The sequence below is a fragment of the Streptomyces sp. MMG1533 genome (assembly GCF_001279775.1).
Classification (GTDB): Bacteria; Actinomycetota; Actinomycetes; order Streptomycetales; family Streptomycetaceae; genus Streptomyces.
In genome coordinates this window covers 17,096-41,699 of the sequence record NZ_LGDG01000245.1, presented here as the reverse complement: position 1 = coordinate 41,699, position 24,604 = coordinate 17,096, and the positions used below count along the sequence as shown (strand labels likewise).

The 24,604-nt window shown below is 71.3% G+C and carries 21 protein-coding genes and 3 pseudogenes; 7 read left to right on the top strand and 17 right to left on the bottom strand.

Annotated features, from left to right (window positions below):
* Positions 1-18: 18 nt before the first annotated feature.
* On the top strand, positions 19-432 hold the full coding sequence (locus ADK57_RS33660; protein ID WP_053753438.1) for a VOC family protein: 414 nt from the start codon (positions 19-21) through the stop codon (positions 430-432).
* A 124-nt stretch (positions 433-556) separates the two neighbouring features.
* Here the strand turns inward: ADK57_RS33660 and ADK57_RS33655 are convergent.
* The 3 pseudogenes from ADK57_RS33655 to ADK57_RS33650 all read right to left on the bottom strand — a co-directional run bounded on the left by ADK57_RS33655 (position 557) and on the right by ADK57_RS33650 (position 3,822).
* Positions 557-1,971: pseudogene (locus tag ADK57_RS33655) on the bottom strand (NAD-dependent succinate-semialdehyde dehydrogenase).
* A 93-nt stretch (positions 1,972-2,064) separates the two neighbouring features.
* Positions 2,065-2,502: pseudogene (locus ADK57_RS48120) on the bottom strand (FAD-binding oxidoreductase); the annotation flags it as partial.
* Positions 2,503-2,621: 119 nt separating this feature from the next.
* Positions 2,622-3,822: pseudogene (locus ADK57_RS33650) on the bottom strand (aspartate aminotransferase family protein).
* A 225-nt stretch (positions 3,823-4,047) separates the two neighbouring features.
* On the opposite strand from ADK57_RS33650, the gene ADK57_RS33645 reads away from it, so the two are divergent.
* Entirely contained in the window at positions 4,048-5,724 is a 1,677-nt protein-coding gene (locus ADK57_RS33645; RefSeq protein ID WP_053753437.1) for a PucR family transcriptional regulator, read from the top strand.
* A gap of 116 nt (positions 5,725-5,840) precedes the next feature.
* Here ADK57_RS33645 and ADK57_RS33640 read toward each other — a convergent pair whose 3' ends face one another.
* The 7 genes from ADK57_RS33640 to ADK57_RS33610 form a co-directional block, all read right to left on the bottom strand.
* On the bottom strand, positions 5,841-6,119 hold the full coding sequence (locus ADK57_RS33640) for a hypothetical protein (RefSeq protein ID WP_053753436.1): 279 nt from the start codon (positions 6,117-6,119) through the stop codon (positions 5,841-5,843).
* Positions 6,120-6,148: 29 nt separating this feature from the next.
* Positions 6,149-7,066: an SDR family NAD(P)-dependent oxidoreductase gene (locus tag ADK57_RS33635; protein ID WP_053753435.1), complete on the bottom strand. Its 918-nt coding sequence runs from the start codon at positions 7,064-7,066 to the stop codon at positions 6,149-6,151.
* A gap of 35 nt (positions 7,067-7,101) precedes the next feature.
* Positions 7,102-8,340 carry a cytochrome P450 gene (locus ADK57_RS33630; protein WP_053753434.1) on the bottom strand — a complete coding sequence of 413 codons (1,239 nt, stop codon included), beginning with the start codon at positions 8,338-8,340 and terminating at the stop codon, positions 7,102-7,104.
* Between the two features lie 53 nt (positions 8,341-8,393).
* Positions 8,394-8,588 carry a ferredoxin gene (locus ADK57_RS33625; protein WP_053753433.1) on the bottom strand — a complete coding sequence of 65 codons (195 nt, stop codon included), beginning with the start codon at positions 8,586-8,588 and terminating at the stop codon, positions 8,394-8,396.
* Between the two features lie 17 nt (positions 8,589-8,605).
* A complete protein-coding gene (locus ADK57_RS33620) occupies positions 8,606-9,829 on the bottom strand; it encodes an NAD(P)/FAD-dependent oxidoreductase (protein WP_053753432.1) in 1,224 nt (407 codons plus the stop codon).
* Positions 9,830-9,990: 161 nt separating this feature from the next.
* The gene (locus tag ADK57_RS33615; protein WP_053753431.1) at positions 9,991-10,743 is read right to left on the bottom strand and encodes an SDR family NAD(P)-dependent oxidoreductase; all 753 of its coding nucleotides are present in this window, start codon (positions 10,741-10,743) and stop codon (positions 9,991-9,993) included.
* A 64-nt stretch (positions 10,744-10,807) separates the two neighbouring features.
* Positions 10,808-11,200 (bottom strand): carboxymuconolactone decarboxylase family protein, encoded by a 393-nt coding sequence (locus tag ADK57_RS33610; RefSeq protein ID WP_053753430.1) that lies wholly within the window; start codon positions 11,198-11,200, stop codon positions 10,808-10,810.
* 218 nt (positions 11,201-11,418) lie between these two features.
* Between ADK57_RS33610 and ADK57_RS33605 the strand changes: the two genes are divergently transcribed.
* Complete coding sequence (locus ADK57_RS33605; protein WP_053753429.1) at positions 11,419-13,071, top strand: flavin-containing monooxygenase; 1,653 nt, start codon at positions 11,419-11,421, stop codon at positions 13,069-13,071.
* A 62-nt stretch (positions 13,072-13,133) separates the two neighbouring features.
* Here the strand turns inward: ADK57_RS33605 and ADK57_RS33600 are convergent, their stop codons facing one another.
* Positions 13,134-13,541: a nuclear transport factor 2 family protein gene (locus ADK57_RS33600; protein ID WP_053753428.1), complete on the bottom strand. Its 408-nt coding sequence runs from the start codon at positions 13,539-13,541 to the stop codon at positions 13,134-13,136.
* Between the two features lie 65 nt (positions 13,542-13,606).
* Complete coding sequence (locus tag ADK57_RS33595; protein WP_053753427.1) at positions 13,607-14,005, bottom strand: nuclear transport factor 2 family protein; 399 nt, start codon at positions 14,003-14,005, stop codon at positions 13,607-13,609.
* Between the two features lie 190 nt (positions 14,006-14,195).
* On the opposite strand from ADK57_RS33595, the gene ADK57_RS33590 reads away from it, so the two are divergent.
* Complete coding sequence (locus tag ADK57_RS33590; protein ID WP_053753426.1) at positions 14,196-15,254, top strand: cyclase family protein; 1,059 nt, start codon at positions 14,196-14,198, stop codon at positions 15,252-15,254.
* A 73-nt stretch (positions 15,255-15,327) separates the two neighbouring features.
* On the opposite strand, the gene ADK57_RS33585 is transcribed toward ADK57_RS33590, so the two are convergent.
* Positions 15,328-17,325 (bottom strand): alpha-ketoacid dehydrogenase subunit alpha/beta, encoded by a 1,998-nt coding sequence (locus tag ADK57_RS33585; RefSeq protein ID WP_053753425.1) that lies wholly within the window; start codon positions 17,323-17,325, stop codon positions 15,328-15,330.
* Positions 17,326-17,428: 103 nt separating this feature from the next.
* Here ADK57_RS33585 and ADK57_RS33580 point away from each other — a divergent pair, with 103 nt between their 5' ends.
* Entirely contained in the window at positions 17,429-18,136 is a 708-nt protein-coding gene (locus ADK57_RS33580; protein ID WP_053753424.1) for a TetR/AcrR family transcriptional regulator, read from the top strand.
* Between the two features lie 40 nt (positions 18,137-18,176).
* Here the strand turns inward: ADK57_RS33580 and ADK57_RS33575 are convergent, their stop codons facing one another.
* The 3 genes from ADK57_RS33575 to ADK57_RS33565 all read right to left on the bottom strand — a co-directional run bounded on the left by ADK57_RS33575 (position 18,177) and on the right by ADK57_RS33565 (position 21,240).
* A complete protein-coding gene (locus tag ADK57_RS33575) occupies positions 18,177-19,331 on the bottom strand; it encodes an acyl-CoA dehydrogenase family protein (RefSeq protein ID WP_053753423.1) in 1,155 nt (384 codons plus the stop codon).
* 1 nt (position 19,332) lies between these two features.
* Positions 19,333-20,391, bottom strand: coding sequence for a 2,3-butanediol dehydrogenase (locus ADK57_RS33570; RefSeq protein WP_053753502.1), 1,059 nt, complete (start codon positions 20,389-20,391; stop codon positions 19,333-19,335).
* Between the two features lie 72 nt (positions 20,392-20,463).
* Positions 20,464-21,240: an enoyl-CoA hydratase/isomerase family protein gene (locus ADK57_RS33565; RefSeq protein ID WP_078973485.1), complete on the bottom strand. Its 777-nt coding sequence runs from the start codon at positions 21,238-21,240 to the stop codon at positions 20,464-20,466.
* 169 nt (positions 21,241-21,409) lie between these two features.
* Here ADK57_RS33565 and ADK57_RS33560 point away from each other — a divergent pair, with 169 nt between their 5' ends.
* Positions 21,410-22,942, top strand: coding sequence for an acyl-CoA synthetase (locus ADK57_RS33560; protein WP_053753422.1), 1,533 nt, complete (start codon positions 21,410-21,412; stop codon positions 22,940-22,942).
* 3 nt (positions 22,943-22,945) lie between these two features.
* Positions 22,946-23,704, top strand: a complete 759-nt coding sequence (locus ADK57_RS33555; protein WP_053753421.1) for an SDR family NAD(P)-dependent oxidoreductase — start codon at positions 22,946-22,948, stop codon at positions 23,702-23,704.
* A gap of 16 nt (positions 23,705-23,720) precedes the next feature.
* On the opposite strand, the gene ADK57_RS33550 is transcribed toward ADK57_RS33555, so the two are convergent.
* The gene (locus tag ADK57_RS33550) at positions 23,721-24,575 is read right to left on the bottom strand and encodes a LysR family transcriptional regulator (RefSeq protein ID WP_053753420.1); all 855 of its coding nucleotides are present in this window, start codon (positions 24,573-24,575) and stop codon (positions 23,721-23,723) included.
* Between the last annotated feature and the right edge of the window lie 29 nt (positions 24,576-24,604).

The following is a 24,604-nucleotide window of genomic DNA, read 5'->3' as shown; positions in this document are numbered from 1 at the left end:
CCGTTTTCGGAGGTTTTCATGGCCTCGCGCCTCAACCCGTACCTCAGCTTCGGCGGCGACGCCCGGCAGGCGATGGAGTTCTACAAGGAGGTCTTCGGCGGCACCCTGAAGGCCAACACCTACGGGGAGTTCGGCCGGCAGGACACCCCGGAGTCCGACAAGATCATGCACGGCATGCTGGAGACCCCGAGCGGCTTCACCCTGATGGGCGCCGACACCCCACCGGGCATGGAAAACACCCCGGGCAACAACTTCTCGGTAAGCCTCAGCGGCGACGACGACACGGAACTGCGCGGCTACTGGGAGAAGCTGTCCGCCGGCGGTTCCGTGTCCGTCCCACTGGAGAAGCAGATGTGGGGCGACGTGTTCGGCATGTGCACCGACCGATTCGGCATCCCCTGGATGGTCAACATCATCCAGCCGAAGAGCTGACCGAGCCCGCCGGGTTCAGGCGTCGAGGACCGCAGTGGCGGCCGATGCGGTCTTGGTGAAGCGGGGCAGGGCGGTGGCGCCGACGGTGGCCCCCGCGCCCCTGTCGGGGCGCCCTCACCTCACCTCACCTCACCGGGATTGCCAGGTACTGGTACTCCAGGAACTCCTCGATGCCGAGCCGGCCGCCCTCCCGGCCCAGCCCGGACTGCTTGACGCCGCCGAACGGCGCGGCCGGGTTGGACACGAGCCCGGTGTTGAGGCCGACCATGCCCACCTCCAGGCGTTCGCCGACCCGAAGGGCGCGGTCCAGGCCCTCGGTGAAGATGTAGCCGACCAGGCCCCAGGGGGTGTCGTTGGCGCGGCCCACGACCTCGTCCTCGTCGTCGAAGGTGAGGATCGCGGCCACGGGTCCGAAGATCTCCGTGTCCATCAGGCGGCTGTCAGGCGCGACGTCGGCGAGCACGGTCGGCGGGTAGAAGCGGCCCGGTCCTTCGGGAGTACGGCCGCCGACGAGCAGCCGGGCGCCGCGCTCCACGGCGTCGCCGACCAGTTCCGCCACCTTGGCGCGGCCCGCGTCGTCGATCAGCGGCCCGACGTCCACCCCGTCGCGCGTCCCGGGACCGACGACCAGCGCGCCCATCCGCTCCGCGAGCCGCCGCCCGAACTCCTCCGCCACCGAGCGGTGCACGAAGAAGCGGTTGGCGGCCGTGCACGCCTCGCCCATGTTGCGCATCTTGGCGGCCATCGCACCGTCGACGGCCACGTCCAGGTCGGCGTCGTCGAAGACGATGAACGGCGCGTTGCCGCCCAGCTCCATCGAGGTCCGTACGACCGTGTCGGCGCACTGGGCGAGCAGCAGCCGTCCGACCTGCGTGGAGCCGGTGAAGGACAGTTTGCGGATGCGGCCGCCGCGCAGCAGCGGCTCGACCACTTCCCCTGCGCGGGAGGTGGTGACGACGTTGAGCACGCCGTCCGGCAGCCCCGCCTCAGTGAGGATCCCGGCCAGGGCGAGGCTGGACAGCGGGGTCTGCGGGGCGGGCTTGAGCACCATCGTGCAGCGCGGGTGCCCATGGCCAGCGGGAAGTTCCAGGGGGTGATCAGCAGACAGGGGCCGACCGGGCGGCGGGAGAGCAGCATGCGGTTGCGGCCGTCGGGCAGCGTGCCGTAGCCGCCGTCGATGCGGACCGCCTCTTCCGAGAACCAGCGGAAGAACTCGGCGGCGTACGCCACCTCGCCCCGGGCCTCGGCGAGCGGCTTGCCCATCTCGGTGGTCATCAGCAGGGCGAGCTCGTCGGTGCGGGAGAGGATGATCTCGTAGGCGCGGCGCAGGATCTCACTGCGCGCGCGGGGTGCCGTACGGGCCCACTCCTGCTGTGCCGCGACGGCCGCGTCCTCGGCCAGCCGGGCGTCCTTCGTGCCCGCGTCGGCGACGTGGGCGATGACCTCGCCGGTCGCCGGGTTGTCGACGGGCAGGGTGGCGCCGTCCGTGGCGTCCGCCCAGGTGCCGCCGATGAACAGCTGCTTGGGTACGTCGTCGATGATGCTCACGGTGTCTCTCCTGGCTGATCGGCAGCGGGGTCCAGCAGTTCTGCGAGGTGGACGGCGCGGATGCCCCGGCCGCCGGCGAGATGGAACGTGGCCGCTGGTCCGCCCGTGCCGTACGGAACGGTTGCCGCACGCGTCGTTGCCGATCATTCCGCCGAGGGTGCAGCGACTGTGCGAGGAGGGGTCGGGGCCGAAGGTGAGCCCGTGCTCGCCGGCCGCGTCCCGCAGCGCGTCGAGGACCACTCCGGCCTCGACGCGCGCGGTGCGCGCCTGCGGGTCGATGGCGAGGATCCGGTTCATGTGCCGGGAGAGGTCCAGGACGACGCCCGGTCCCACGGCGTTGCCCGCCATGCTGGTGCCGCCGCCGCGCGCGGTGACCGGGACGCCCGCCGCGCGGCAGGCCCGCAGCACCGCGGACACGTCGGCGGCGGTCCGGGGGAAGGCCACGGCCCGTGGCGGCACGCGGTAGTTGGAGGCGTCGTAGGCGTACGGTCCGGTGCGCCCCGGACCCGAATCCACCCGCAGGCCGGGGGCGCTCTCGGCGATCGAGGCCACCAGACGCTCCACGGCAGCGGTGGGGTCCGTTGCCGGGGCCGGGGCACCGGCGGCGTCCCTCGGCACCGCCGGGGCACCGGTGGCGTCCGTCATCGCGCCGACGCTCCCGAGGTGCCGGTCGCCACCGCGGCCGCCCACGCCTGGAGGCCCTCGTCCACCGCCACCTCGTCGACGACGAGTGCCGGGATCATCCGCACCACCTGGTTCCAGGCCACGCGGGCGGCGGTCTCCGGGTCGGGGCCGCCGTCCTCGGTGACGAACTCGGTGGCCAGCATCAGCCCGAGTCCGCGCACGTCCCCGATGGCCGGCGTCCGGTCGGCCACCGCCTCCAGGCCGTGCCGCAGCCGCTTGCCCATCGCCTCGGCGTTCTCGACGAGCTTCTCGTCGCGTACGACGTCGAGCGTGGCGCAGGCGGCGGCGCACGCCACCGCGTTGGCGCCGTACGTCCCGCCCTGCGAGCCCGGCCACGCCTTGCTCATCAGCTCCTCGGAGGCGGCGATTCCGGAGATCGGGAAACCGCTGGCCAGCCCCTTGGCGGTGATCAGGATGTCGGGCGTGACGCCGAAGTGGTCGTGCCCCCAGAACCGGCCGGTGCGGCCCACGCCGGTCTGTACCTCGTCGAGGATCAGCAGGAAGCCGTGCCGGTCGGCCCGCTCCCGCAGCCCCTCCAGGAAGGCGCGGGTCGCGGGCACGTAGCCGCCCTCGCCGAGCACCGGCTCGACGATGACGGCGGCCGTGTCGGCGGGCGAGGAGATGGTCTGGAGGGTGTAGTCGAGCTCCTGGAGGGCGAAGCGGGTCGCGGTCTCCTCGTCCCAGCCGTAGCGGAAGGCCGTCGGGAAGGGGGTGACCACCACCCCGCTCATCAACGGCGAGAAGCCGGACCGGAAGCGGGTGCCCGAGGTGGTCATGGAGGCGGCGGCCACGGTCCGGCCGTGGAAGCCGCCGTGGCAGACCAGGACGTTCGGCCGGCCGGTGGCCTGACGGGCCAGCCGCAGCGCCGACTCGACGGCCTCACTGCCCGAGTTGGAGAAGAACAGGCTGTCCAGCCCGGTCGGCAGTACCTCGCCGAGCTTGTCGACCAGACGCCGCAGCGGCTGGTGCATGACCGTCGTGTACTGGCCGTGGACGAGCGTGGCCACCTGCTCCTGGGCGGCTGCCACGACCTTGGGGTGGCAGTGCCCGGTGCTGGTGACACCGATCCCGGCGGTCCTCGCCGTAGAGGTGGACGCCCTCGCCCCGGACCGCCACCACGGGCGTGGCCTGGCGAAGGTGCGGCGACAGTGCGGTCATGTTCGTCTCCCGGCCGTACGTTGTGGTCTGTTCCGGCCTCCCAGCATCTCGGCCGCCCCGGAGGGCGACAACGAGTGATGTGTCCGGCGCGGACGCGGTGTTCGGACGTTGTGTCAACCACCCCGGTCGGGGGCGCCGCCCCCGGCAGGACACCTACGGCCCTCGGGCCGCTCTTGCGCAGGTCAGCCCCGCTTGTCACAGTGTCCGGGCACACAGGGAGGCACCATGAGCGACGACGGGACGGCCCGGCCGCCCGGCACGGACCCGCCCACGAACGGCCGACCCCTCACCGTCTCCGACGTCCTGGCGCTCCCCGTCCTTGCCGCGGGACAGCCGCAGGTCGTCACCGGGGCGCTCCTCCTCGACCGGCCGGTCCGCTGGGTCCACATCACCGAACTGACCGACCCCGCCTCCTTCCTCAAGGGCGGCGAACTCGTCCTGACCACCGGCATGCCCCTGCCCGAGGACGCGGCGGGCGTACGCCGGTACGTCGACGAACTCGCCGACGTCGGCGCCACGGCCCTGGTCATCGAACTCGTACGGCGCTACCACCGCCCGCCCGAGCCGCTCGTCCACGCCTGCCGTGCCCGCGGCCTGCCACTCGTCACGCTGGCCAGGGACGTCAACTTCCTTGAGGTCACCCAGGTGGTCCACGCCCTCATCCTCGGCAACCAGGCGGACGCGATGCGCCGGGCCCAGCGCATCCACGAGGCGTTCACCGCCCTGACGCTGCGCGGTGCCGGCCCCGAGGACGTCGTACGCGCCGCGGCGGAGATGAGCGGACACACCGTCGTCCTGGAGAACCTCGTACACCAGGCGCTGATCTGCGAGCCCTCCGGAAGCACGGTCGAAGACGCGCTCACGGACTGGGAGCAGCGCTCCCGGGCGACCGCGCGCGGCGACCACGTGGGCGGGCGTGAGCCCGAGGGCCGGCTCGTCGCGCCCGTGGAGTACCAGGGCGAACGCTGGGGCCACGTGGTCATGCTCCCCGCGCCGGGCATCGGGCCGGCTTTCGGGCCGGAACACCGCACCGTTCTGGAGAGAACGGCGATGGCCCTGACCGTTGCCCGCCTCATCCACCCCACGTCCTGGGAACACACGGCACACCGCAACGCCCTGCGCGACCTGGTCGAACAGCGCCACCGCTCCCCCGGGGACGCCCGCGCCCGCTGCGCCGCGCTCGGCCTGCCCTGCGAGGACGGCCGCGGCTTCCTGGCGATCCTCGTCGACCTGGGCGCGGGACACCCGGCCTCCGGACCGGAGACCCGGGTGTCCCAGGAGCTCCGGACCGCGGGAGTCCCGGCACTCGTCGGCGAGCTGGCCCCCGGCCGCCTCGGCGTCCTGCTGGCCCTGGGCCCCTCGCAGAAGTGGCGTCCCGTCGCCGCACGGCTGAGCCGGACCGTGCTGGATCTGGCCCCGCAGGCGGTCGTGAGCGTCGGCTCCGAGGTCCCGGACCTCTCCGACGCGGCCCGCTCCTTCCACCAGGCGGGCCGCGTCGCCGAGGCCACCGTGCCGGGCCAGCCACTCCCCGCGGACCGCGCCTTCCACGAGCTGTCCGACATCGGGCTGCGCCGCCTGCTGTACGCACTGCGCGAGGACACCCGGATCCAGGACTACGCCGAACGGCAGCTCGGCCCCCTGATCGACCACGACACCCGGCACGGCACCGATCTGCTGACGACCCTGCGCCACTACCTGGACGCGGCAGGCAACAAGACGACCGCCGCACGCCGCGGCGGCCTCTCCCGGGAGACCGTCTACCAACGTCTGCGCACCATCGAGCGCCTCCTCGACCGCGACCTCGAATCCGGCGAACAGCGCACCGAACTGCATGTGGCGCTCACCGCGCTCGACGTTCTCCGGCTCGGATCTCGTCGCGGGGCCGGATCCACGGGCGCGTAAGCGGCAACTTGCGGCGGACTTCCTCGCCAGGTGCCCGATGCGGTCCGGCGCATGGGCGTCCGGCGAGTGGGACGGGCCGGGGTCGCCTTCGACCCGGCGACCGTCCGTTCGACAGGTCACGCGAAGGCGCCTCCTGAGAGGGCGAAGGCCGCCCGGACCACACCCGCCGGGCCCCGGCCGGACAGCGGCCACGGACGGCTCTGGTCGCTGCCCCCGTTCGGCTCGTCGCCCGGCATCCCGGCGGACCGGGCAAGATCGCGGGCGTACGGCCGGGTACCGAAGGGCATGTGCCGGCCGTCCGCGACCGCGCCCGGCCGCCACCGTTCGCCCGGCTCCGGGACCACGACGAGTTCGTCGCCGGACGCCTCCGGGGTCCGGTCGCCGAGCGGGGGCACGGCTTGCCGGTTGCGCTCCTGTGAGGCTCCTAGAACTGGTGCTTGAGGAAGGAACCGGACCACGCCATCAGGTCGGACGGCACGTAGTAGCCCTTCTCGTCGTTGATCGCGTCCCAGTTCCGGGCCACGTCCTCGACGGTGGCCGGGCCGTCCTCGTGGACGTAGCCCTCGGTGGAAGCGAGGAAGAGGCGCGCGAAGCGGCCGGCTCCGGCCGTGTAGATCTCCCCGCTGACCGGGCAGCTCTCGTGGGCGAGGTACGCGACCATCGGCGCCACCGCGTCCGAGGGCATGTACGGCATGCCCGGCGCCGACGGTGCGTCCTCGTCCTCGGCGCTGCCGCCGCCCATCCGCGTCATGGCCGCCGGCGCGATCAGGTTGACCTTGATGCCGTGCGGCTCGCCGGCCAGCTTGGCACTGCGGGCGAGGCCGACGGTGCCCGCCTTCGCGGCCGCGTACGACAGGTTGTTGTCGAGACCGAACATGCCGCTGGAGGTGGTCAGGACGACCCTGCCGTAGCTCTGCTCGACGAAGTGCGGCCAGGCGGCCCGCATCGTGTTGAAGGAACCGATGAGGTGGACGGCGAGGTGGCGTTCGAGGTTCTCGGCGTCGACCTCGGGCAGCCCGGCCCACCGGATGATGCCCGCGTTGTTGACGACGACGTCTATGCGGCCGAAGTTCTCGAGCGCGGAGCCGATGATCGCCTCCCCGCCCTCCTGGGTGGACACGTCGTGGGTGTCGGCCACGGCGGTGCCGCCGGCGGCGCGGATCTCCTCGACGACCTTCTGCGCGGGCCCGGTGTCGGCGCCCTCGCCCTCCATCGATCCGCCCAGGTCGTTGACGACGACCTTCGCCCCGCGCTCCGCCAGGAGCCGGGCGTGTGCCCGGCCGATGCCACGGCCGGCGCCGGTGACGACCGCAACGCGTCCGTCGAAGCTGAACTCACTCATGTGTGACTCCTGTTGAAGTGCGGGGCGGGTGCGATTTACCAGGTGACCGGCAGCTCACGGATGCCGGCGGCGAGCGAGTCGCTCGGGCGGAACACGAGCTCGTCGCGGTCGACCGCCAGGCGCAGGGTCGGAACGCGCCGGTAGAGCGTGCCGTAGACGACCTGGAGCTCGATGCGGGCGAGCTGCTGGCCGAGGCACTGGTGGATGCCCCAGCCGAACGCGTGGTGGTGGCGTGCGTCCCGGGTGAGGTCGAGCTTCTCCGGGTCGGGGAACGCCTGCGCGTCCCAGTTGCCGGCGGGCAGCGGGACGACGATGCCGTCCCCGGCCTTGATGTCCACGCCCTCGAACTCGAAGTCCTCACTGGCGATCCGTCGCTGACCGAACTGCGCGACGCTCAGGTAGCGCAGGATCTCCTCGACGGCGCCCGCGACGGCCTTCGTGTCGTCGATCTCACGCAGCCGTGCCAGCTCCTCGGGGTTCTCCAGCAGCAGGGCGGTACCCAGCGTGATCATGGTCGCGCTGGTCTCGTGACCGGCGATCAGCAGGATCATGGCCAGCATGGTGGCCTCGGGCAGGGTGAGCTCCTCCGCCTTGACCCGCGCGGCGAAGTCCGAGAGCACGTCGTCGGCCGGCTCCTCGACCTTGGACCGGATCAGCTTGGCCAGGTAACCGCCCAGCGCCGCCATCGCCCGCTGGTCGTCCTCGGCGGTCTTGTCGCTCCTGGTGGCGAGGGAGGCGTGCTCCTGGAAGAAGTCGTGGTCCGAGTACGGCACACCGAGCAGCGCGCAGATCATCAGCGAGGGCAGCGGCAGCGCCAGCGCGGTCACGAGGTCCACCGGCTTGGGGCCCGCCAGCATCTTGTCGATGAGGTCGTCGGTGAACTTCTGGATCTCCGGCCGCAGCGCCTCCATCCGAGGGCGCGTGAAGGGGCGCGTCATCATGCGGCGGATCCGGGTGTGGTCGGCGCCGTCCGCGTTGAAGATCGTGAGCGGGTGGTGGTGGGCGTTCTCCGCCATGGCCTGGTTCGGGTACGGGAACCCGGCCTGCTTGTCGTTCGAGCTCACCCGGGGGTCGGACAGGATGGCCCGCTGCGCGGCGTGGCCGGTGACGAGCCACGGGGTGCTGCCGTCCCAGATCCGGCCCCGGGACACGGGAGCCTTCTCGTTCAGGGCGCGCAGCCCGGGCGGCGGGGCGAAGGGGCATTTGGCGTCCCGGTCGTCCTGATAGCCGTAGACCGCCTCGTCGGGGGCAAGTCGGGTGTCTGCCTCGGCCATGGTCTCTCCTCCAGTGGTGTGGGGGGAACGGGGGAAGTTCGGGGCGGGAGCCGCTACTCCTCGATACGGATGGCCAGCGCGGGGCAGACGGCCGCCGCGTTGCGGACGTCGTCGGCCAGCTCCGGCGGCGGGTTCTCGTTAAGGACGATGACGATGCCGTCCTCCTCGCGCTGGTCGAACACGTCCATGGCGGCGGACACGCACTGTCCGGCGGCGACGCACTTCTCCTCGTCGACGACGACCTTCATGGGACTCTCCTGAACTTTCAGTGGGTGGGAGCTGGGGCCTGGAGGGCGTCGACGACCTCCTGGCGGCGCAGACGGGTCTGCTTGGGCATGTTCCAGCCGAGGACACCGGTGACCCGGCCCTCGCTGCGGTAGCGGGCGACGAAGCGACGGGCCGTCAAGTCCCCCTCGACGACGTCCACTTCGGCGTCGGCGGGAAGGAACCCGTGCACCATGAGCTTCGCGTCGAACTGGTCGGTCCAGAAGTACGGCACCGGCGCGTACGGCCGGTCCTCGCCGAGGATCGCCCCGGCCACGGCCATGGCCTGCTCGGTGGCGTTCGTCCGGTTCTCCAGGCGGATCGGGCGGCCGAGCGCTTCATGGTGCCAGCGGGCCACGTCGCCGACGGCGTAGATGCCCTCGGCGGCCCGGCAGCGGGAGTCGCAGACCACGCCGTTGTCGAGGGTGAGCCCGCTGTCCGCGAGCCAGTCCGTCGCCGGGATGGCGCCGATCGCGACGACCACCACATCGGCCGGCAGCACCTCGCCGGTGCCCAGTTCCACACCGGCGACCCGCCCTCCCCCACGCTCGGCTTCGCTCGCGCGGGAGGTGCCCCCATCACCGGTGAGCCCCACGACACCGGTGCCCAGCCGCAGCCGTACCCCCTGCCGGGTGTGCAGGTCCGCCAGCAGTCCCGACACCAGCGGGCCCACCTGCAACGCCATCGGCGCCGCCAGCGGACCGGTCAGGGTCACGTCCAGACCCAGGGTCCGCGCGGTGGCCGCGATCTCGGAGCCGAGGACGCCTTCGCCGACGACCACCAGCCGCGCGGAGGCGAGCAGGTCCTTGCGCAGGGCCAGCGCGTGGTCGAGCGAGCGCAGCACATGGACGCCGGTCGGGCCGTCCTGGCCCGGCAGCGTCCGGGCCCGCACGCCGGTGGCGATCACGATGGCGTCGGCCTCGATCTCACGCCCGGATCCGCTGCGCACCGTCCGGGTCGCCGGGTCCAGCGCGACCGCCGGATCGCCGAGCACGAACTCGGCGTCCAGCGCCGTGAGCGCCTCCCCCGCCCGCAGCGCGGCCCGCTCCGGCTCCCAGGCGCCGGAGAGGACCTGCTTGGACAGGGGCGGCCGGTCGTAGGGCGCGTGCGGCTCGTCGCCGAGCACCGTGATCGCGCCGGTGTACCCCTTGCGGCGCAGCGCCTCCGCCGTGGTCAGTCCGGAGGCGGACGCGCCGACCACGAGGACACGGGCCGGGGCCGTCATCGGGCCACCTCGCGGGTGCTGTACTGCGGGGTGTGGTCCTTGGTGCTCATGCGCGGCTCCGTCGCGGGATCACTTGCCAGGTCTTGACTGAAAAATAGACCTAACGGTCGGTACAATCAACTTGCCGGGTTCGGAAGAGGTGTATGGGGCTCACGCCAGGCTCACGCCAGGTAGCGCCCGCCGTTCACGCTGAAGGTCTGGCCGGTGACGTACGCGGCCTCCTCCGAGGCGAGGTAGGCCACGGCATGGGCGACGTCCGCCGGCTGCCCGGCCCGCTTCATCGGCATCATCGCCGCGGCCTTCTCGACGTCGACCGGCCCCTCGCGCACCAGCGGGGTGTCGATGAACCCCGGCGGCACGTGGTTGACGGTGATCCCCTTGTCCGCGTACTCGACCGCCAGCGCCCGGGTCAGGCTGATGACCCCGCCCTTGGAGGACGCGTAGTGGGCCATGGCGGGCGCGCCGGTCTGTGCGGACGAGGAGGAGATGTTGACGATCCGGCCCCAGCCGGCCGCGAGCATGTCGGGCACCAACTGCCGGGTCACCAGGAACGGACCCTTGAGGTTGATCCCCATCATGCGGTCCCAGGACGCCTCACTGATGCTCAGGAAGGGCTCGTAGGCAGTGATCCCGGCGTTGTTGACGAGGACCGAGACGGGTCCCAGCTCGTCGCGGGTGCGGGCGGCAGCCGCGGCCACGGCGGTGGCCTCGGCCGCGTCGCCGCCCACGGCGATCGCCTTGCCGCCCGCCTCCTGGATCTCGGCGACGGTCTTCTCCGCGCCTTCGAGATTGAGGTCCCAGACCGAGACCGCGGCACCCCGGGCCGCGAGCACGGTCGCGACCGCCTGCCCGATCCCGCGGGCGCCGCCGGTGACGACGGCGACCTTTCCTTCCAGTGACAAGTACCCGGACATGGGCGCTCCTTTGCGCTTCGTGCGTGATGTCAGGACCGGCACCCGGCGGGACCGGCGGGCGGGACTACTCGCCCAGTGCCTCGCGGGCGGCGGTGCGTGCCGCCGTCGCGCGGGGGAAGCCGGCGTAGCCGGCGGCGTGGTAGATGACCTCGGCGATCTCGTCCTTGGTCAGTCCGTTGGTGAGCGCGATCCGGACATGGGTCTTCAGCTCGGTCTCGGCGCCCAGCGCGATCAGGATGCCGAGCGTGACCAGACTGCGGTCGCGACTGCCGAGTCCCTCGCGGGCCCACAGGGCGCCCCACACGCTGGTGAGGCCGATCTCGACCATGTCCTCACCGAGGCGACCGTCCCGCAGGTCGATGTCGCCCTCGGGAAACACGCCGGGCAGCGCGTCTCGCATGGCCTTCATGCCCGCGCTGCGCAGATCGGTGGGCTCGGTGACGTCTTTGGCGCTCATGGCTGATCTCCCGGTGTACGACTCGCGTCCATCGCTTGAGCGAAAGTTAGACCAGGCGGTCGGTACAATCAATGGAAACAGCACAACAACGCATTGGCAACCTCCCCATTGCCCGGGCCCACACCCTCATCTACGCTCGGGCCTGAATATTCGATCGACCGGTCGAAATATGAATCGGGCTCACTCGGAGCACCCGCCCCTGTCACGTTGGAGGGCACATGAGCGAATCGACGAAGGCACCGGAGACGAGCCCGGCGGACCAGGTTGACGTCCTGGTCGTCGGGGCCGGCGTCACCGGTATCTACCAGCTGCACCGCGCCCGTGAGGCCGGGTTCTCGGCACGGCTGCTCGAGGCGGGCACCGGCGTGGGCGGTACCTGGTACTGGAACCGCTACCCCGAGGCACGCTTCGACTCCGAGAGCTACACCTACGGCTACCTGTTCTCGAAGGAGCTGTGGGAGGAGTGGGAGTGGTCCGAGCGGTTCGCGGGCCAGCCGGAGATCGAGCGCTACTTCAACTACGTGGTCGACCGCTTCGACCTGCGACGCGACATCACTCTGGGCGTCAAGGTGACCTCGGCCGTCTACGACGAGCCGACCGCGACCTGGGCCGTGCGGGGCAGTGACGGCACCGAGGTCCGGGCCCGCTTCGTCGTCGCGGCGACCGGCAACCTCTCGGTGCCGTTCATCCCCGCCATCCCGGGACGGGACGACTTCCGCGGCGAGCAGCACCACACCTCCCGCTGGCCGAAGACCCCCATCGACTTCACCGGCAAGCGGGTGGCCCAGATCGGCACCGGATCCAGTGGTGTGCAGATCATCTCCGCGATCGCGGACGACGTGGCCCAGCTGACGGTCTACCAGAAGGACGCCGACTGGCTCACCCCCCTCAACAACGGGCCGATCACGCCCGAGGAGCAGGCGGAGCTCAAGGCGAACTTCGAGTCCATCCGCGAGACGCTGAACACCTCGCCGAGCGGGTTCCTGCACCAGATCACCATGCGTTCCGGCCTCGAGGACAGCCCGGAGCAGCGCCAGGCGTTCTTCGAGGAGCGGTGGAACGGTCCCGGCTTCACCAAGCTGACCGAGCACTACTACGACATGCTGACGAACGAGACCGTGAACGCCGAGTGGTGCGAGTTCATGGCCAACAAGATCCGCAGCATCGTCAAGGACCCGGAGACGGCGGCGAAGCTGATCCCCAAGGGGCACGGCTACGGCGGGCGGCGGCCCCCCTTCGGGACCGGCTACTACGAGACGTACAACAAGCCGAACGTCTCCCTCGTCGACATCAACGAGACACCGATCACCCGCATCACCGAGGACGGGATCGAAACCTCCGCGGGTGTCGAGGAGTTCGACATCATCATCTGGGCGACCGGCTACGACTTCGGCACGGGCGCGCTCAACCGGCTGGGCGTGGTCGGCCGTCAAGGCCTCCCGCTGAAGGAGTACTGGGCGGACGGCCCGCGCACCTACCTCGGGGTCGCGTCGGCCGGCTTCCCGAACTTCTTCTTCCCCGGTGGGCCGCACGGCGCGACGGGCAACAACCCGCGGTACGCCGGCGACCAGGTGGAACTCGTCACCGACGCGATCGTCCACGCGCGCGACAACGGTTACGACGCCATCGAGGTGTCCGGGGCCGCCGAGGAGGAGTGGACGGACAGCATGAACAACAGCAAGATGTCCTCCTTCCTGGAGAGCAGCTACTTCTACGGGGGCAACATCCCCGGCAAGCCGGTCAAGCAGCTGCTGAACCCGACGGGCCGGTGGGCGCTCCAGGAGGCGATCACCGCCGTCAAGCAGGAGGAGTACTCGACGTTCGTCTTCTCCAAGGCCACGGAAGCCAAGGCCGCGGAAGCCTCTTGGTGAACGCGCGGATGCCCGCGCCCTCCCCGCCGTGAGCGGCGGGGAGGGCGCGGGCATCGGGGTTCCTACGGCAGGAAGGTCGTGACCCTCCGCTGGAAGCGCCACTCGCCGTCCTGCCGGCGCAGGGTGTCGTCGTAGCGCCCGACGAGCTGTACCGCCCAGCCCGCCTCGCCGCGCTGGAAGAACGCCAGGTTGCTGACCGCGGTCGCCTCCTTCTCCGACCAGGAGGTGACTACGGTGTTGCCCGTCAGGTGCAGCTGCGGCGACGTCGGAGCGAAGCCCGCGAAGCCCTCTCGTATCGCGTCCTGGCCTTCGAAGGTGGCGATGCCGGCGATCTCGGCGACACCGTCGGACCAGAACAGCTCGGCGATGTCATCGGTCCGGCCGGCGTCAAGTGCCTGGGCGTAGGCCGCGATGGCGCTCTGTACGGCCGCGGTGACCGAGGCCTCGAGGTCGGTGGAAGACGTGGTCATCTCTCTCCAAGGTTGAACGGGTGACGGGTAAGGCTGAGGGGGGTGCTCGCGCGAAGATGGAGCCGCTATGCCTGGTATGTCGTCTTCCTGCGCCGCAGCAGCCACGTGCCGTCACGCCGGCACAGCTCGTCGTCGTAGCGCCCGACGACCAGGGGCGCCCAGCCCGCCTCACCGCGCTGGAAGAAGACCACGTCGCTCACCGCCGTCGCCTCGCCCTCGGCCGACGAGGTGACGACGGTGTTGGTCACCATGTGCAGCTGCGGCTGCGTCGGAGCCCACCCCTTGAAGGCCTCGCGGAGCGCGTCGTGCCCCTCGACGGGATCCATGCCCGGCAGCTCCAGAACTCCGTCGGGCGTGTACAGCGCGACGACGTCGTCGGTCCGGCCGGCGTCCTGCGCCTGGGTGTGCGCGCCGAGCACGGCACGTACGCCCGCCGCGACCCACGCCTGTGTGGATTCGCTCAATTTTCGCTCCCAAGTCGAATGGGTCCGTGCCGCGGCCGCAGCACCCTCCCATGCCTTTCGACCACTCAGTCTATTGCCGTGGCCAAGATAAAGGGAGGCCCCGGGAGCCCGATTTGTTGACCGACCGGTACAATCTCAATAGCATGCGGGATGACTGTCGACGGGGACTGTCGCCGAAGGAGGCGTTATCGTGACGAAGCGTTGGAAGCAGCGTCCGCCGGGCTCGACGTGGGGCGACTGGGGTGAGGACGACGAGCTGGGTCGTATCAACCTGATCACCCGCGAGAAGGTCCTCCAGGGGGTGCGTGAGGTCGAGCACGGGATCACCTTCAGCCTGAGTCTGCCGCTCGACTATCCCGGTGGTACGGCGCTGAACCAGCGGCGGTACCCGCCGATCCTCAGGCCGACCGAGGACCTGGAGCACAAGCAGGACGTCTTCTACAACGTCGTGGCGAGCGAGCAGATCGCGCCCATCTTCACGGACGTGTGGTCCGACGACGTGGTGACCCTCTGGCTGCAGTACTCGACGCAGTGGGACTCCCTCTCCCACCAGGGCGAGCAGTTCGACGCCGACGGCGACGGGGTCGCCGAGCCGGTCTACTACAACGGGTACAGGCCCGGCGTCGACATCATCGGTCCCCAGGAGGACGCCAAGGGAGACGGCAGCGGCAGCCTCAGCTTCGCCCGCCACCTCGGCATGGAGCACATGGCGGAGCACGGGGTTCAGGGCCGGGGCGTCCTCGTCGACCTGGCCCATCACCTGGGCACCAAGTGGCAGCCGGTCAACCTGAAGACGCTCCAGGAGATCATGGCCGCGGACAACGTCGTCGTCGAACCCGGTGACGTCCTCCTCCTGCACACCGGCATGGCCACCCAGGTCCTCGCCTGGAACAAGGACCCGGACCCGGAGGCGATCCACACCACCGGCTCGTACCTCGACGCCCACGACCCGGCGTTGCTGGAGTGGATCGCCGAATCGCAGATCTCGGCACTGGTGGCGGACAACTACGCCGTCGAGGGGGTGGGGCCGGGCATGCCGCCGCCCACGGACATGACTCCGCACACGCTGCTCCCGATCCACAACCTGTGCCTCTTCAAGCTGGGCGTCCCGCTCGGCGAGCTGTGGTACCTGGACAAGCTCGCCACCTGGCTGCGCGAGCACAACCGCAGCCGGTTCCTGCTCACGGCTCCCCCGCTGAACCTTCCGGGGACGCAGGGCAGCCCGCTGACACCGATCGCGACCGTCTGACGGCTCCAAGCGTCCGACGGCTCCATGGGAAGGGCCCCCGGGATCAGATCCCGGGGGCCCTTCCCATGGGCGCTCACACCGCCGCGATCCGCCGCAGCGTCTCGGCGATCGTGTCCTTCGACGGCAGCCACACCCGCTCCAGCGAGGGAGCGTAGGGCGCGGGCACGGGAGGCGGGGCCACCCGCGTGACCGGCGCGTCCAGGTGCCAGAACCCCTCGTCGACCGCCAGGGCGGACAGTTCGGCGCCGACGCCGAAGTCCCGTACCGCCTCGTGCGCGATGACCAACCGGTTCGTCTTGGCAAGGGAGTCGAGGACGGTCTCGCGGTCGAGCGGGGCGATGGTCCGCAGGTCGATCACCTCGACGCTCACGCCCTCCGCGGCGAGCGTCTGTGCGGCGGCGAGGCAGTCCTGGACCATCCGCGACCAGGAGACCACGGTGATGTCGGTGCCCTCGCGGACGACCTTGGCCTTGCCCAGCGGGACCAGGTGGTCGGCCGGCGGACGCGGGCCCTTGAGGCCGTACTGGAGCCGGTTCTCCACGAAGACCACCGGGTTCGGGTCCTGGATGGCGGCGCGCAGCAGGCCGTAGGTGTCGGCCGGGTTGGACGGCATCACCACGGTCAGCCCGGGGATGTGGGCGAGCAGCGCCTCCAGGCTCTGCGAGTGCTGGCTGCCCGAGGAACGCCCTGCGCCGAACTGGGTGCGGACGACCAGCGGCATGGAGGCCCGGCCGCCGGTCATGAAGCGCAGCTTGGCGGCCTGGTTGAGCAGCATGTCCAGGCAGACCCCGATGAAGTCCATGTACATGATCTCCACGACGGGCTTCATCCCGGCCATGGCCGCCCCCACCGCCGTACCGACGATGGCGCTCTCGCTGATCGGCGTGTCCCGGACCCGGCCGGGGAACGCCTGCGCGAGGCCCCGGGTGAGGCCGAAGACGTTGCCGCCCGCGCCGACGTCGATTCCCGCGACGAACACCGAAGGATCGGCTTCGAGTTCGTGCTCCAGCGCCAGGCGTACGGCGTCCATGGACCGGAAGATCTCACCGTCGGCGGGGGCGGGCTCGGGTATGGCCGGACGCGGGGCCGAGACATAGTCGTACAGGGTCTCGGGGGCGGGCTCGGGCAGGCTCCTGGCCCACTCGACGGCCGCCTCGATCTCCTTGTCGATCTCCTCGTCGACCCCGTCGGCCAGCGCCGCGGGCACCCCCGCCGCCGCCAGGTGCCGGCGCGCCACCAGCAGCGGGTCGCGCTCCTTGGCCGCGGCGACCTCCTCGGCGGGGCGGTAGCGCTCGGGGTCGCCCTCGTAGTGGCCGTGCCAGCGGTAGGTCTCGGCCTCGACCAGGACGGGCCCGCCGCCCCGCCGGAGCCGCTCCACCACGTCGGTCATGGTCCGGGCCACTTCCAGTACGTCGTTGCCGTCGACGTGCTCGTAGCCGATGCCGTACCCGGCGGCGCGGGCGGAGAGCGGGGCGCGGTGCTGTTCGGCGGCGGGCGAGAACTCGGAGTAGTGGTTGTTCTCGCAGAGGAAGACGACCGGCAGATCCCACACGGCGGCCAGGTTGACGGCCTCGTGGAACATGCCCTGGGCGACCGCCCCGTCGCCGAAGAACGCCACCACCACGTCACCGGCGGCGCGCAGCTTGGCCGCGGTCGCCACCCCGGCGGCGATCGGCAGCCCGGCGCCGACGATGCCGTTGGCGCCGTAGATGCCAAGGCCCGGGTCGGCGATGTGCATGGAGCCGCCGCGGCCGTGACAGGTGCCCGCGTCCTTGCCCATCAGCTCGGCCATCATCGACGCGCTGTCCAGACCCTTGGCGAGGACATGGCCGTGGCCGCGGTGGGTGGAGGTGATGCCGTCGCGGGCGCCGAGCGGCCAGCAGGCGCCGACGGCACTGGCCTCCTGGCCGATCGACAGGTGCAGGAAGCCGGGGATCTCCGTAGCCTTGTACAGCTCGGACGCCCGCTCCTCGAACCGCCGGATGCGGCGCATACGGCGATACATCTCCACGAGCTGCTCCGCGTCCACGAAGCCGGCGCCTGTGCCGGTGTACTGCGGTGCCTGAGTCATGAGCGTCCTCGCTATGCTCGCGCAGGCGGCGTACCGTCTGCGTCCGTCTTTTTAATGTACCGTTTGGTCTAGCAAACTAGGGTGACGTCAGCGGGGAGAAGCCATGCCACGCCCACCGGGCCACGGACCGGACTTCGAGGTCAGGCGCCAGAAGATCATCGACACGGCCGCCGAACTGTTCGCCCGCCAGGGCTACGCGGCGACCTCCGTCAACGACCTGGGCCGCGCGGTCGGGCTCGCCAAGGGAGCGCTGTACTACTACATCGGCTCCAAGGAAAACCTTCTGATCGAGATCCAGTCCCGGGTGATGGCTCCGCTGCTCGCCCGGGCCCGGGAGATCGCGGGCCTCGACGAGGAGCCGCTGCTGCGGCTGCGCCTGCTGTCGGAGTCGCTGCTGACGATCATCTACCGCAGGCTCGACCACATCTGGGTCTACGAGCACGACTACCGCAGCCTCACCGGCGACTACCTGCACACTCTGCTGCGCCAGCGCTCCGACTTCGAGCAGCTGGTCACGGGCCTGCTCACGGAGGCCGTCGAGGAGGGCACCTTCCGCGCGGTCCACCCGCGTCTGGCCACCCTGCAGTTCCTCAATCTGCACAACCACACCTACCAGTGGGTCAAGCCGGAGGGCCGCTGGAGCGCCGCGGACCTGTCGCGGGAGTACTGCTCGACCCTGTTCCACGGGTTCGCGGCCCCCGGCACGACCCTGCCGGACGTCGAGGCGCAGGCCGCACGGTTCAAGCACGACCGGCCGGACCTGCCGCTCGATCCCGAGGCGGTGTGGGAGCCGGCTTCGCTGGCAAGCTGACGAAGGAGGGCCCGCGGTGCGCCGCGGGCCCTCCCGCTCGTCACGCCTCCCGTACCAGCGCCCGGGCGATGACATTGCGCTGGATCTCGTTCGTGCCCTCGCCGATCTCCAGGATCTTGGCGTCGGCGTAGAAGCGGGAGATCTCCGACTCCCGCACATAGCCGTAGCCGCCGTGGATCTGGACCGCCTGGGAGGCGGCGCGGTTGGCGACCTCGGAGGCGTACAGCTTGGCCATGGCCGCCGCCGTGCTGTGCGGACGGCCCTGGTCGGCCAGCCAGGCGGCGCGGTAGACCAGGCACCGGGCGGCCTCGAACTCCGTACCGATGTCGGCGATCTTGTGCGCGATCGCCTGGAAGTCGGACAGCGGGCGGCCGAACTGGTGCCGTTCCGAGGCGTGCTTGACGGCGAGGGCGAGCGCCGCCTTGGCCAGTGAGAGCCCCAGCGCGGCGACGCTGATCCGCCCCTTGTCGAGGACGGACAGGAACTGGCGCAGCCCGCCGCCCTCCTCGCCGATCAGGTGGTCGTCCGGGATCCAGCAGTCGTCGAAGATCAGCTCCCGGGTGTCCATGGCGTGCCAGCCCAGCTTCTTCAGCTTGTGGCCGACGGTGTAGCCGGGGGTGCCGGTCGGGACGTAGAAGGTCGCGAACCGCTTGCGCCCGTCGTCGTCCTTGCCGGTGACGGCGAGCAGCGTCACGCCCTGGCTGATGTCGGTGCCGGCGTTGGTGATGAACATCTTGGTGCCGTTGAGGACCCAGCCGCCGTCGGCCCGGCGGGCGGTGGTGGCGATGCCGGCGGCGTCGGACCCGGCCTCCGGCTCGGTCAGGCCGAAGGCGCCGATGGCCTCGCCCCGGGCCAGCGGGGCGAGCCAGCGCTGCTTCTGCTCCTCGGTGCCGTACGCCAGCAGGGGCAGGGTGGCGATGGTGGAGTGGGCGTTCCAGGAGGAGGCGACCGACTGGTCGGCGGCGCCGAGTTCCTCCATGACGGCCACGTAGGTGACGGTGTCGGAGCCCGCGCCCCCGTACTCCTCGGGCACGAGCATGCCCATCAGGCCGAGTTCGCCCAGCTTGGTGAAGACCTCGGTCGGGAAGTGCTCGTTCTCGGACCATTCCGCCGCGTTCGGGGTGATCTCCTTGGCGGCGAACTCGCGGACCATGTCCTGGAGCGCCCGGGTTTCCTCCGGCAGGTCGAAATCCATGTCACAGTCCCTTCGGGGTGAGGAGCACCTTGAGGTGCCGGGCCCGGTCGGCGGCCAGGTCGGCGAAGACGCCGGCTCCGTCCGAGAGCGAGAAACGTCCGGTGATCAGGGCGGAGGCGTCCAGGCGCCCGGTGCTCATCAGATCGATCACACGGGGGATGTCGAAGTTGTAGCCGAGGGTGCCGAGCACGGAACGCTCGTAGAAGACGAGCTGTCCCATGTCGAACTCGACGCTGCCGTGCCCGACACCGGCGAGCACGACCCGTCCGCCGCGGCGGACGGTGGCGACGGCCTGCGCCGCGAGCGCGGCCACGCCGGTCGCGTCGATGACGACGTCCGGGCCGATCCGGCCGGTCCGCAGGAACACCTCACGGCGCACGTCGGTCTCGCGCGGGTCGAAGGCCTCGGTGACGCCCAGATCGAGCAGCAGCTCCCGGCGCCCGGCGAGGGGCTCGCTCACGTACAGCCCGGCCGCACCGGCGATACGGGCCGCGAGGACCACGGCGACGCCGATCGGGCCGCCGCCCACGACGAGAACGTTGTCGCCCGGCCGCACACCGGCCCGGGTGACGGCGTGCAGGCCGACGGCCAGGGGTTCGGCCACGGCCGCCATCTCGTCGCTGACGTTGTCGGGCAGCCTGGTCAGCCCCGCGATCGGCACCGTGACGCGCTCGGCGAAGGCACCGGGCGAGGCGAGGCCGACCGAGCCGCTCTTGGGGCAGATGTGGTACTCGCCCCGCGCGCACCAGAAGCAGACGCCGCACCGCCAGACGGGGTCGGCGGTCACCCGGTCGCCGACCGCGACACCGGGCACCTCGGCACCCAGCGCGAGAACGGTGCCGCTCAGTTCGTGGCCGAGGGCGAGCGGTGGAGCGGCGCCGGTGAGCGGATGCGGGCCCTCGCGGATCATGTGCGGGCCTTCGAGGAACTCGTGCAGGTCGGTGCCGCACACCCCGCACCAGGCCACCTCGAGAACCGCCTCGTGCGGCCCCGGCTCGGCCGGCTCGGGCACCTCCTCCAGCCGCAGATCGCGGGCACCGTGCCAGCGCAGTGCCTTCATGCTCTCCACCCCTTTCCTGTCGTACGGCCCCTGCGCCGTGCCTCGTCCTCCCGTGCGGCCCCTGCGCAGCGCCTAGCCCTCGCCGAAGCGCGCCTTTCCCGGCCCCTCGTCGATGAAGGAGCGGATCCCGGTGGCCGCGTCCCGTGTGCCGAACACCCCGGTGAACAGGGCGCGCTCGAGGGCGAGTCCGGCGTCGGTGCCGATGTCGGCGCCGTGGTCCACCGCCTCCTTGATCGCCTCCAGGGCGGCCGCCGGGCCCTCGGCGAGCCGCCGGGCGTAGCGCAGCGCGGACTCGTGGACCGTCCCGGCGGGGACGACCTCGTCGACGAGCCCGAGCCGCAGTGCCTCCTCGGCGCCCACCCGGCGGCCGGTCATCAGCAGGTTCTTCGCGCGCGACGGCCCGATCAGCCGCACGAGCCGCTGGGTGCCGCCGGAGCCGGGCATGATGCCGAGCTGCACCTCGGGCTGACCGAGGACGGCGTCGTCGGCCGCGATCCGGTGGTCGGCGGCGAGGGCGAGCTCCATGCCGCCGCCCAGCGCGTATCCGGTGACCGCCGCGACGACCGGCATCGGCAGCCGGGCCACCTCCTCGAAGGTCCGCTGCAGGGCGCGGTTCCAGCCCCGCACCTCCTCGGGTCCCATGGCCGCCAGCGCCTTGATGTCCGCGCCGGCGGCGAAGAGCCGCTCCCCGCCGTAGAGCACCACGGCCCGTACGTCACGGGCATCGGCCAGGTCCCGCACGCAGGCGGCCAGCTCCGCACGCTGGGCGGAGTCGAAGGCGTTCATCGGCGGGTGGTCGATGCGGACCGTGACGACAGGCCCGTCGGTGTCGAGGCGGATGCGTGGCACAGGGCCCTCCTCGTCGTCGGAAGCGACATCGCGGTGCGCGGATGGTTGTCGGCCGGTGCGCTCCGTCGTAAAGTGCGGCTACGTTTTATAGACCAATGGGTACACTAAATCTTGAGAGCGGGCAACCGACCGGTCGGGACACTCCCGACCGCCGAGCCGGAGAGTCGCCGTGCACAATTTCGCGAGCATCCTCGATTACCACCTGGCCCAACGGCCCGACGCCGTGGCCGTCGCCCAGGAGGAAGAGCAGCTGACGGTCCGTCAACTGCACGAGCGGGTCAACCGGTTGGCGGCCGGCCTGGCCGAACTGGGCGTCCGGCGCGGGGACGTCGTCGGTCTGCTCCTCTACAACCGGCCGGAGTTCCTGGAACTGGTCTACGCGGCGAGCCGTATCGGCGCGATCTTTCTGCCGCTCAACTACCGCCTCTCCGAGGAGGAGTGGCAGTACATCCTGGGCCACGCGCAGGCCAAGGCGATCATCACCGAGCCGGAGTTCGTGCCCGCGCTGGAGCGGAGCGCCGGCTGCCTGACCGACCTGGAGCACCGCATCCTGGTCGGCGGCGACACCGCCCCGGCCCCCTGGGTCGGTTACGAGGAGTTGCTGGCCCGCCACAAGGACGCCCAGGTCGAGCCCGTGGACGTCGGACTCGACGATCTCCAGCGCCTGATGTACACCTCCGGCACCACCTCACGCCCCAAGGGCGTGCGCATCACCTACGGAAACCTCCAGGCCAAGAACCTCGCCCACATCGTCCACTTCGGCCTGACCGCGGCGGACACCACCCTGGTGTGCGGCCCGCTCTACCACGTCGGCGGCCTGGACATGCCGGCCCTGGCGACCCTGTACGCGGGCGGCGGCGTGGTCCTGCAACGCAAATTCGACCCGGTGGGCGCGCTGCACGCGATCCAGAAGCACCGGGTCACCAACGTGTGGCTGGCACCCGCCATGGTCAACGCCGTCCTGGAGGTCCCGGACCGCGACACCTACGACACCACCTCGGTCCGCTTCATCCTCGGCGGCGGCGAGAAGACTCCCGAACCGGTGCTGCGGCGGATCATGACGGCCTTCCCCAACGCCTGGTTCGCCGACGCCTACGGCCTGACCGAGACGGTCTCCGGCGACACCTTCCTCGACCGCGAGCACGCGCTGTCCAAGCTGGGCTCGGTCGGGCGCCCCGTCCCGCACACCCGGGTCCGGATCGTCGACGACACCGGCAAGGAGGTCCCGGCGGGCGAGCTCGGCGAGATCACCCTGCGCGGCCCGAAGGTCTTCGCGGGCTACTGGCGCGACGAGAAGGCCACGGCCGCCGCCCTGAAGGAAGGCTGGTTCCACACCGGGGACATCGGGCACCTCGACGAGGACGGCTTCCTCTTCATCGACGACCGGAAGAAGGACATGATCGTCTCGGGCGGCGAGAACATCGCCACCCCCGAGGTGGAGCGGGTGCTGTACGAGCACCCGTCCGTGCTCGAAGCCGCCGTGGTGGGCCTCCAGCACCCCCGCTGGGGCGAAGTCCCACGGGCGTTCGTGGTGTTCCGCCCGGGGACGAGCGCCGGACCGGAGGAGCTGCGGGACTTCTGCCGGGCCCGGCTGGCCAAGTTCAAGGTGCCGGTCCGCTTCGACGTCGTCGACGAACTGCCCCGCACCCCCTCGGGCAAGGTCCTCAAGCGGACCCTGCGCGACATCCCGGCGGAGGGCTGAGCCATGACCGACATGCGCCTGGACGACAAGACCGCCTGGGTGACCGGCGCCGGAAAGGGCCTCGGCCGCGCCATCGCGGTAGCCCTGTCCCAGGCCGGCGCGACCGTGGCGGTGACCGCACGGACGGCGTCCGACCTGGAACGGCTGGAGTCCGAACTGGCCGGGCACGGCGGCAAGGTGCTGGTGCTGCCCGGCTCGGTCGCCGACTCCGGCGCCGTACGGACCATGGTGGAACGCATCACCGACTGGACCGGCCGACTCGACGCGGTGGTCAACTGCGCGGGTGTCAGCCCCCACTTCACCCGCAGCGAGTACGTCACCGACGAGGACTGGCGGCACGTCCTCGACATCAACCTCGCGGGGACGTTCTACTGCTGCCGCGAGGCCGGCAAGGTGATGCTGGAGCAGGGCTCCGGTTCGATCGTCAACGTCTCGTCGGTGCACGCGAGCACCGGCTTCGAGCGGATCGCCGCGTACGCCGCGAGCAAGGGCGGCGTCGAGGCGCTCACCAAGTCCCTGGCGGTGGAATGGGCCGAACGCGGGGTGCGCGTCAACGCCCTCGCGCCCGGCTACTTCCACACCGACCTCAGCTCCGGGCTGCTGGCGAGCAAGTGGGGCGAGCGGATAGTACGGAGCACCCCGCTGGGCCGGGTGGGCAGCGCCGAGGAGCTCGGCGGCGCGGCGGTGTTCCTCGCCTCGGACGCCTCGCGGTTCGTCACCGGGACCACGCTCACCGTGGACGGCGGGTGGACGGCCTGGTGACGGCGGGGAGGGCCGCTCAGCCGGTGCGGTAGAGGGTGGTGAGCAATTCGATGACGGCCTGGCCGGCCGGGTGGGCGTCGCCGCGCCACCAGGCCAGGCGTACGGCGATGGGCTCGGCGTCACGGACCGGCCGGTAGGCGATGCCGGGGCGCGGGTACTGGTGGGCGGTGGACTCCGCGGTCACACCGACGCCCCGGCCCGTGGAGATCACGGTGAGCCAGTCGTCGATGTCGTGGGTCTCCTCGGTCTCGGGGCGGGCGTCCGGCGGCCACAGTTCGGCGGTCGTGGTGCCGGTCCGCCGGTCGATGAGCAGGGTGCGCCCGGCGAGGTCGGCGAGCCGGACGGAGCGGCGCCCGGCCAGGGGGTCGTCGGCGGCCAGCGCGCACAGCCGCCGCTCCAACCCCACGATGGCGGAGTCGAACCGCCGGTCGTCCAGCGGCTTGCGCACCACCGCGAGATCGCAGGCGCCCTCCGCGAGACCGGCGGTGCCGGAGTTGACGCGGACCAGGTGCAGGTCGGTCCCGGGGTGGGCCTGGGCCCAGCGGCGCTGGAAGGCGGGCGTGTGGCGGCCGAGCGCCGACCAGGCGTAGCCGATCCGCAGCCGGGTGTGCCCCGAGGCGGCCTCCCGGACCAGGTCGTCGACCTCGCCGAGCACGCGCCGGGCCTGCGCCACCGCTCTCAGGCCGGTCGCGGTGGGCGTCACCTCGCGGGAGGTACGGCGCAACAGCCTTACGCCCAGGGCCCGTTCGAGCGAGGCCAGCGTGCGGGACACGGCCGCCTGGGAGACGCCGAGCGCGATGGCCGCGTCGGTGAAGCTGCCCTCCTCGACGATCGCGACGAGACAGCGCAACTGGCGGAGTTCCAGATCCATGCGTCCAGCGTATAGATTGAGACAAGGAC

What these genes read in the sequence shown, in the direction of transcription:
- ADK57_RS33635 (WP_053753435.1), bottom strand. Translation starts at nt 7,066, where the DNA reads ATGAGTGAGTTCAGCTTCGACGGACGCGTTGCGGTCGTCACCGGCGCC.
- ADK57_RS33625 (WP_053753433.1), bottom strand. Translation starts at nt 8,588, where the DNA reads ATGAAGGTCGTCGTCGACGAGGAGAAGTGCGTCGCCGCCGGACAGTGC.
- ADK57_RS33610 (WP_053753430.1), bottom strand. Translation starts at nt 11,200, where the DNA reads ATGAGCGCCAAAGACGTCACCGAGCCCACCGATCTGCGCAGCGCGGGC.
- ADK57_RS33615 (WP_053753431.1), bottom strand. Translation starts at nt 10,743, where the DNA reads ATGTCCGGGTACTTGTCACTGGAAGGAAAGGTCGCCGTCGTCACCGGC.
- ADK57_RS33660 (WP_053753438.1), top strand. Translation starts at nt 19, where the DNA reads ATGGCCTCGCGCCTCAACCCGTACCTCAGCTTCGGCGGCGACGCCCGG.
- ADK57_RS33585 (WP_053753425.1), bottom strand. Translation starts at nt 17,325, where the DNA reads ATGACTCAGGCACCGCAGTACACCGGCACAGGCGCCGGCTTCGTGGAC.
- ADK57_RS33550 (WP_053753420.1), bottom strand. Translation starts at nt 24,575, where the DNA reads ATGGATCTGGAACTCCGCCAGTTGCGCTGTCTCGTCGCGATCGTCGAG.
- ADK57_RS33620 (WP_053753432.1), bottom strand. Translation starts at nt 9,829, where the DNA reads ATGACGGCCCCGGCCCGTGTCCTCGTGGTCGGCGCGTCCGCCTCCGGA.
- ADK57_RS33630 (WP_053753434.1), bottom strand. Translation starts at nt 8,340, where the DNA reads ATGGCCGAGGCAGACACCCGACTTGCCCCCGACGAGGCGGTCTACGGC.
- ADK57_RS33600 (WP_053753428.1), bottom strand. Translation starts at nt 13,541, where the DNA reads ATGACCACGTCTTCCACCGACCTCGAGGCCTCGGTCACCGCGGCCGTA.
- ADK57_RS33580 (WP_053753424.1), top strand. Translation starts at nt 17,429, where the DNA reads ATGCCACGCCCACCGGGCCACGGACCGGACTTCGAGGTCAGGCGCCAG.
- ADK57_RS33575 (WP_053753423.1), bottom strand. Translation starts at nt 19,331, where the DNA reads ATGGATTTCGACCTGCCGGAGGAAACCCGGGCGCTCCAGGACATGGTC.
- ADK57_RS33645 (WP_053753437.1), top strand. Translation starts at nt 4,048, where the DNA reads ATGAGCGACGACGGGACGGCCCGGCCGCCCGGCACGGACCCGCCCACG.
- ADK57_RS33570 (WP_053753502.1), bottom strand. Translation starts at nt 20,391, where the DNA reads ATGAAGGCACTGCGCTGGCACGGTGCCCGCGATCTGCGGCTGGAGGAG.
- ADK57_RS33555 (WP_053753421.1), top strand. Translation starts at nt 22,946, where the DNA reads ATGACCGACATGCGCCTGGACGACAAGACCGCCTGGGTGACCGGCGCC.
- ADK57_RS33605 (WP_053753429.1), top strand. Translation starts at nt 11,419, where the DNA reads ATGAGCGAATCGACGAAGGCACCGGAGACGAGCCCGGCGGACCAGGTT.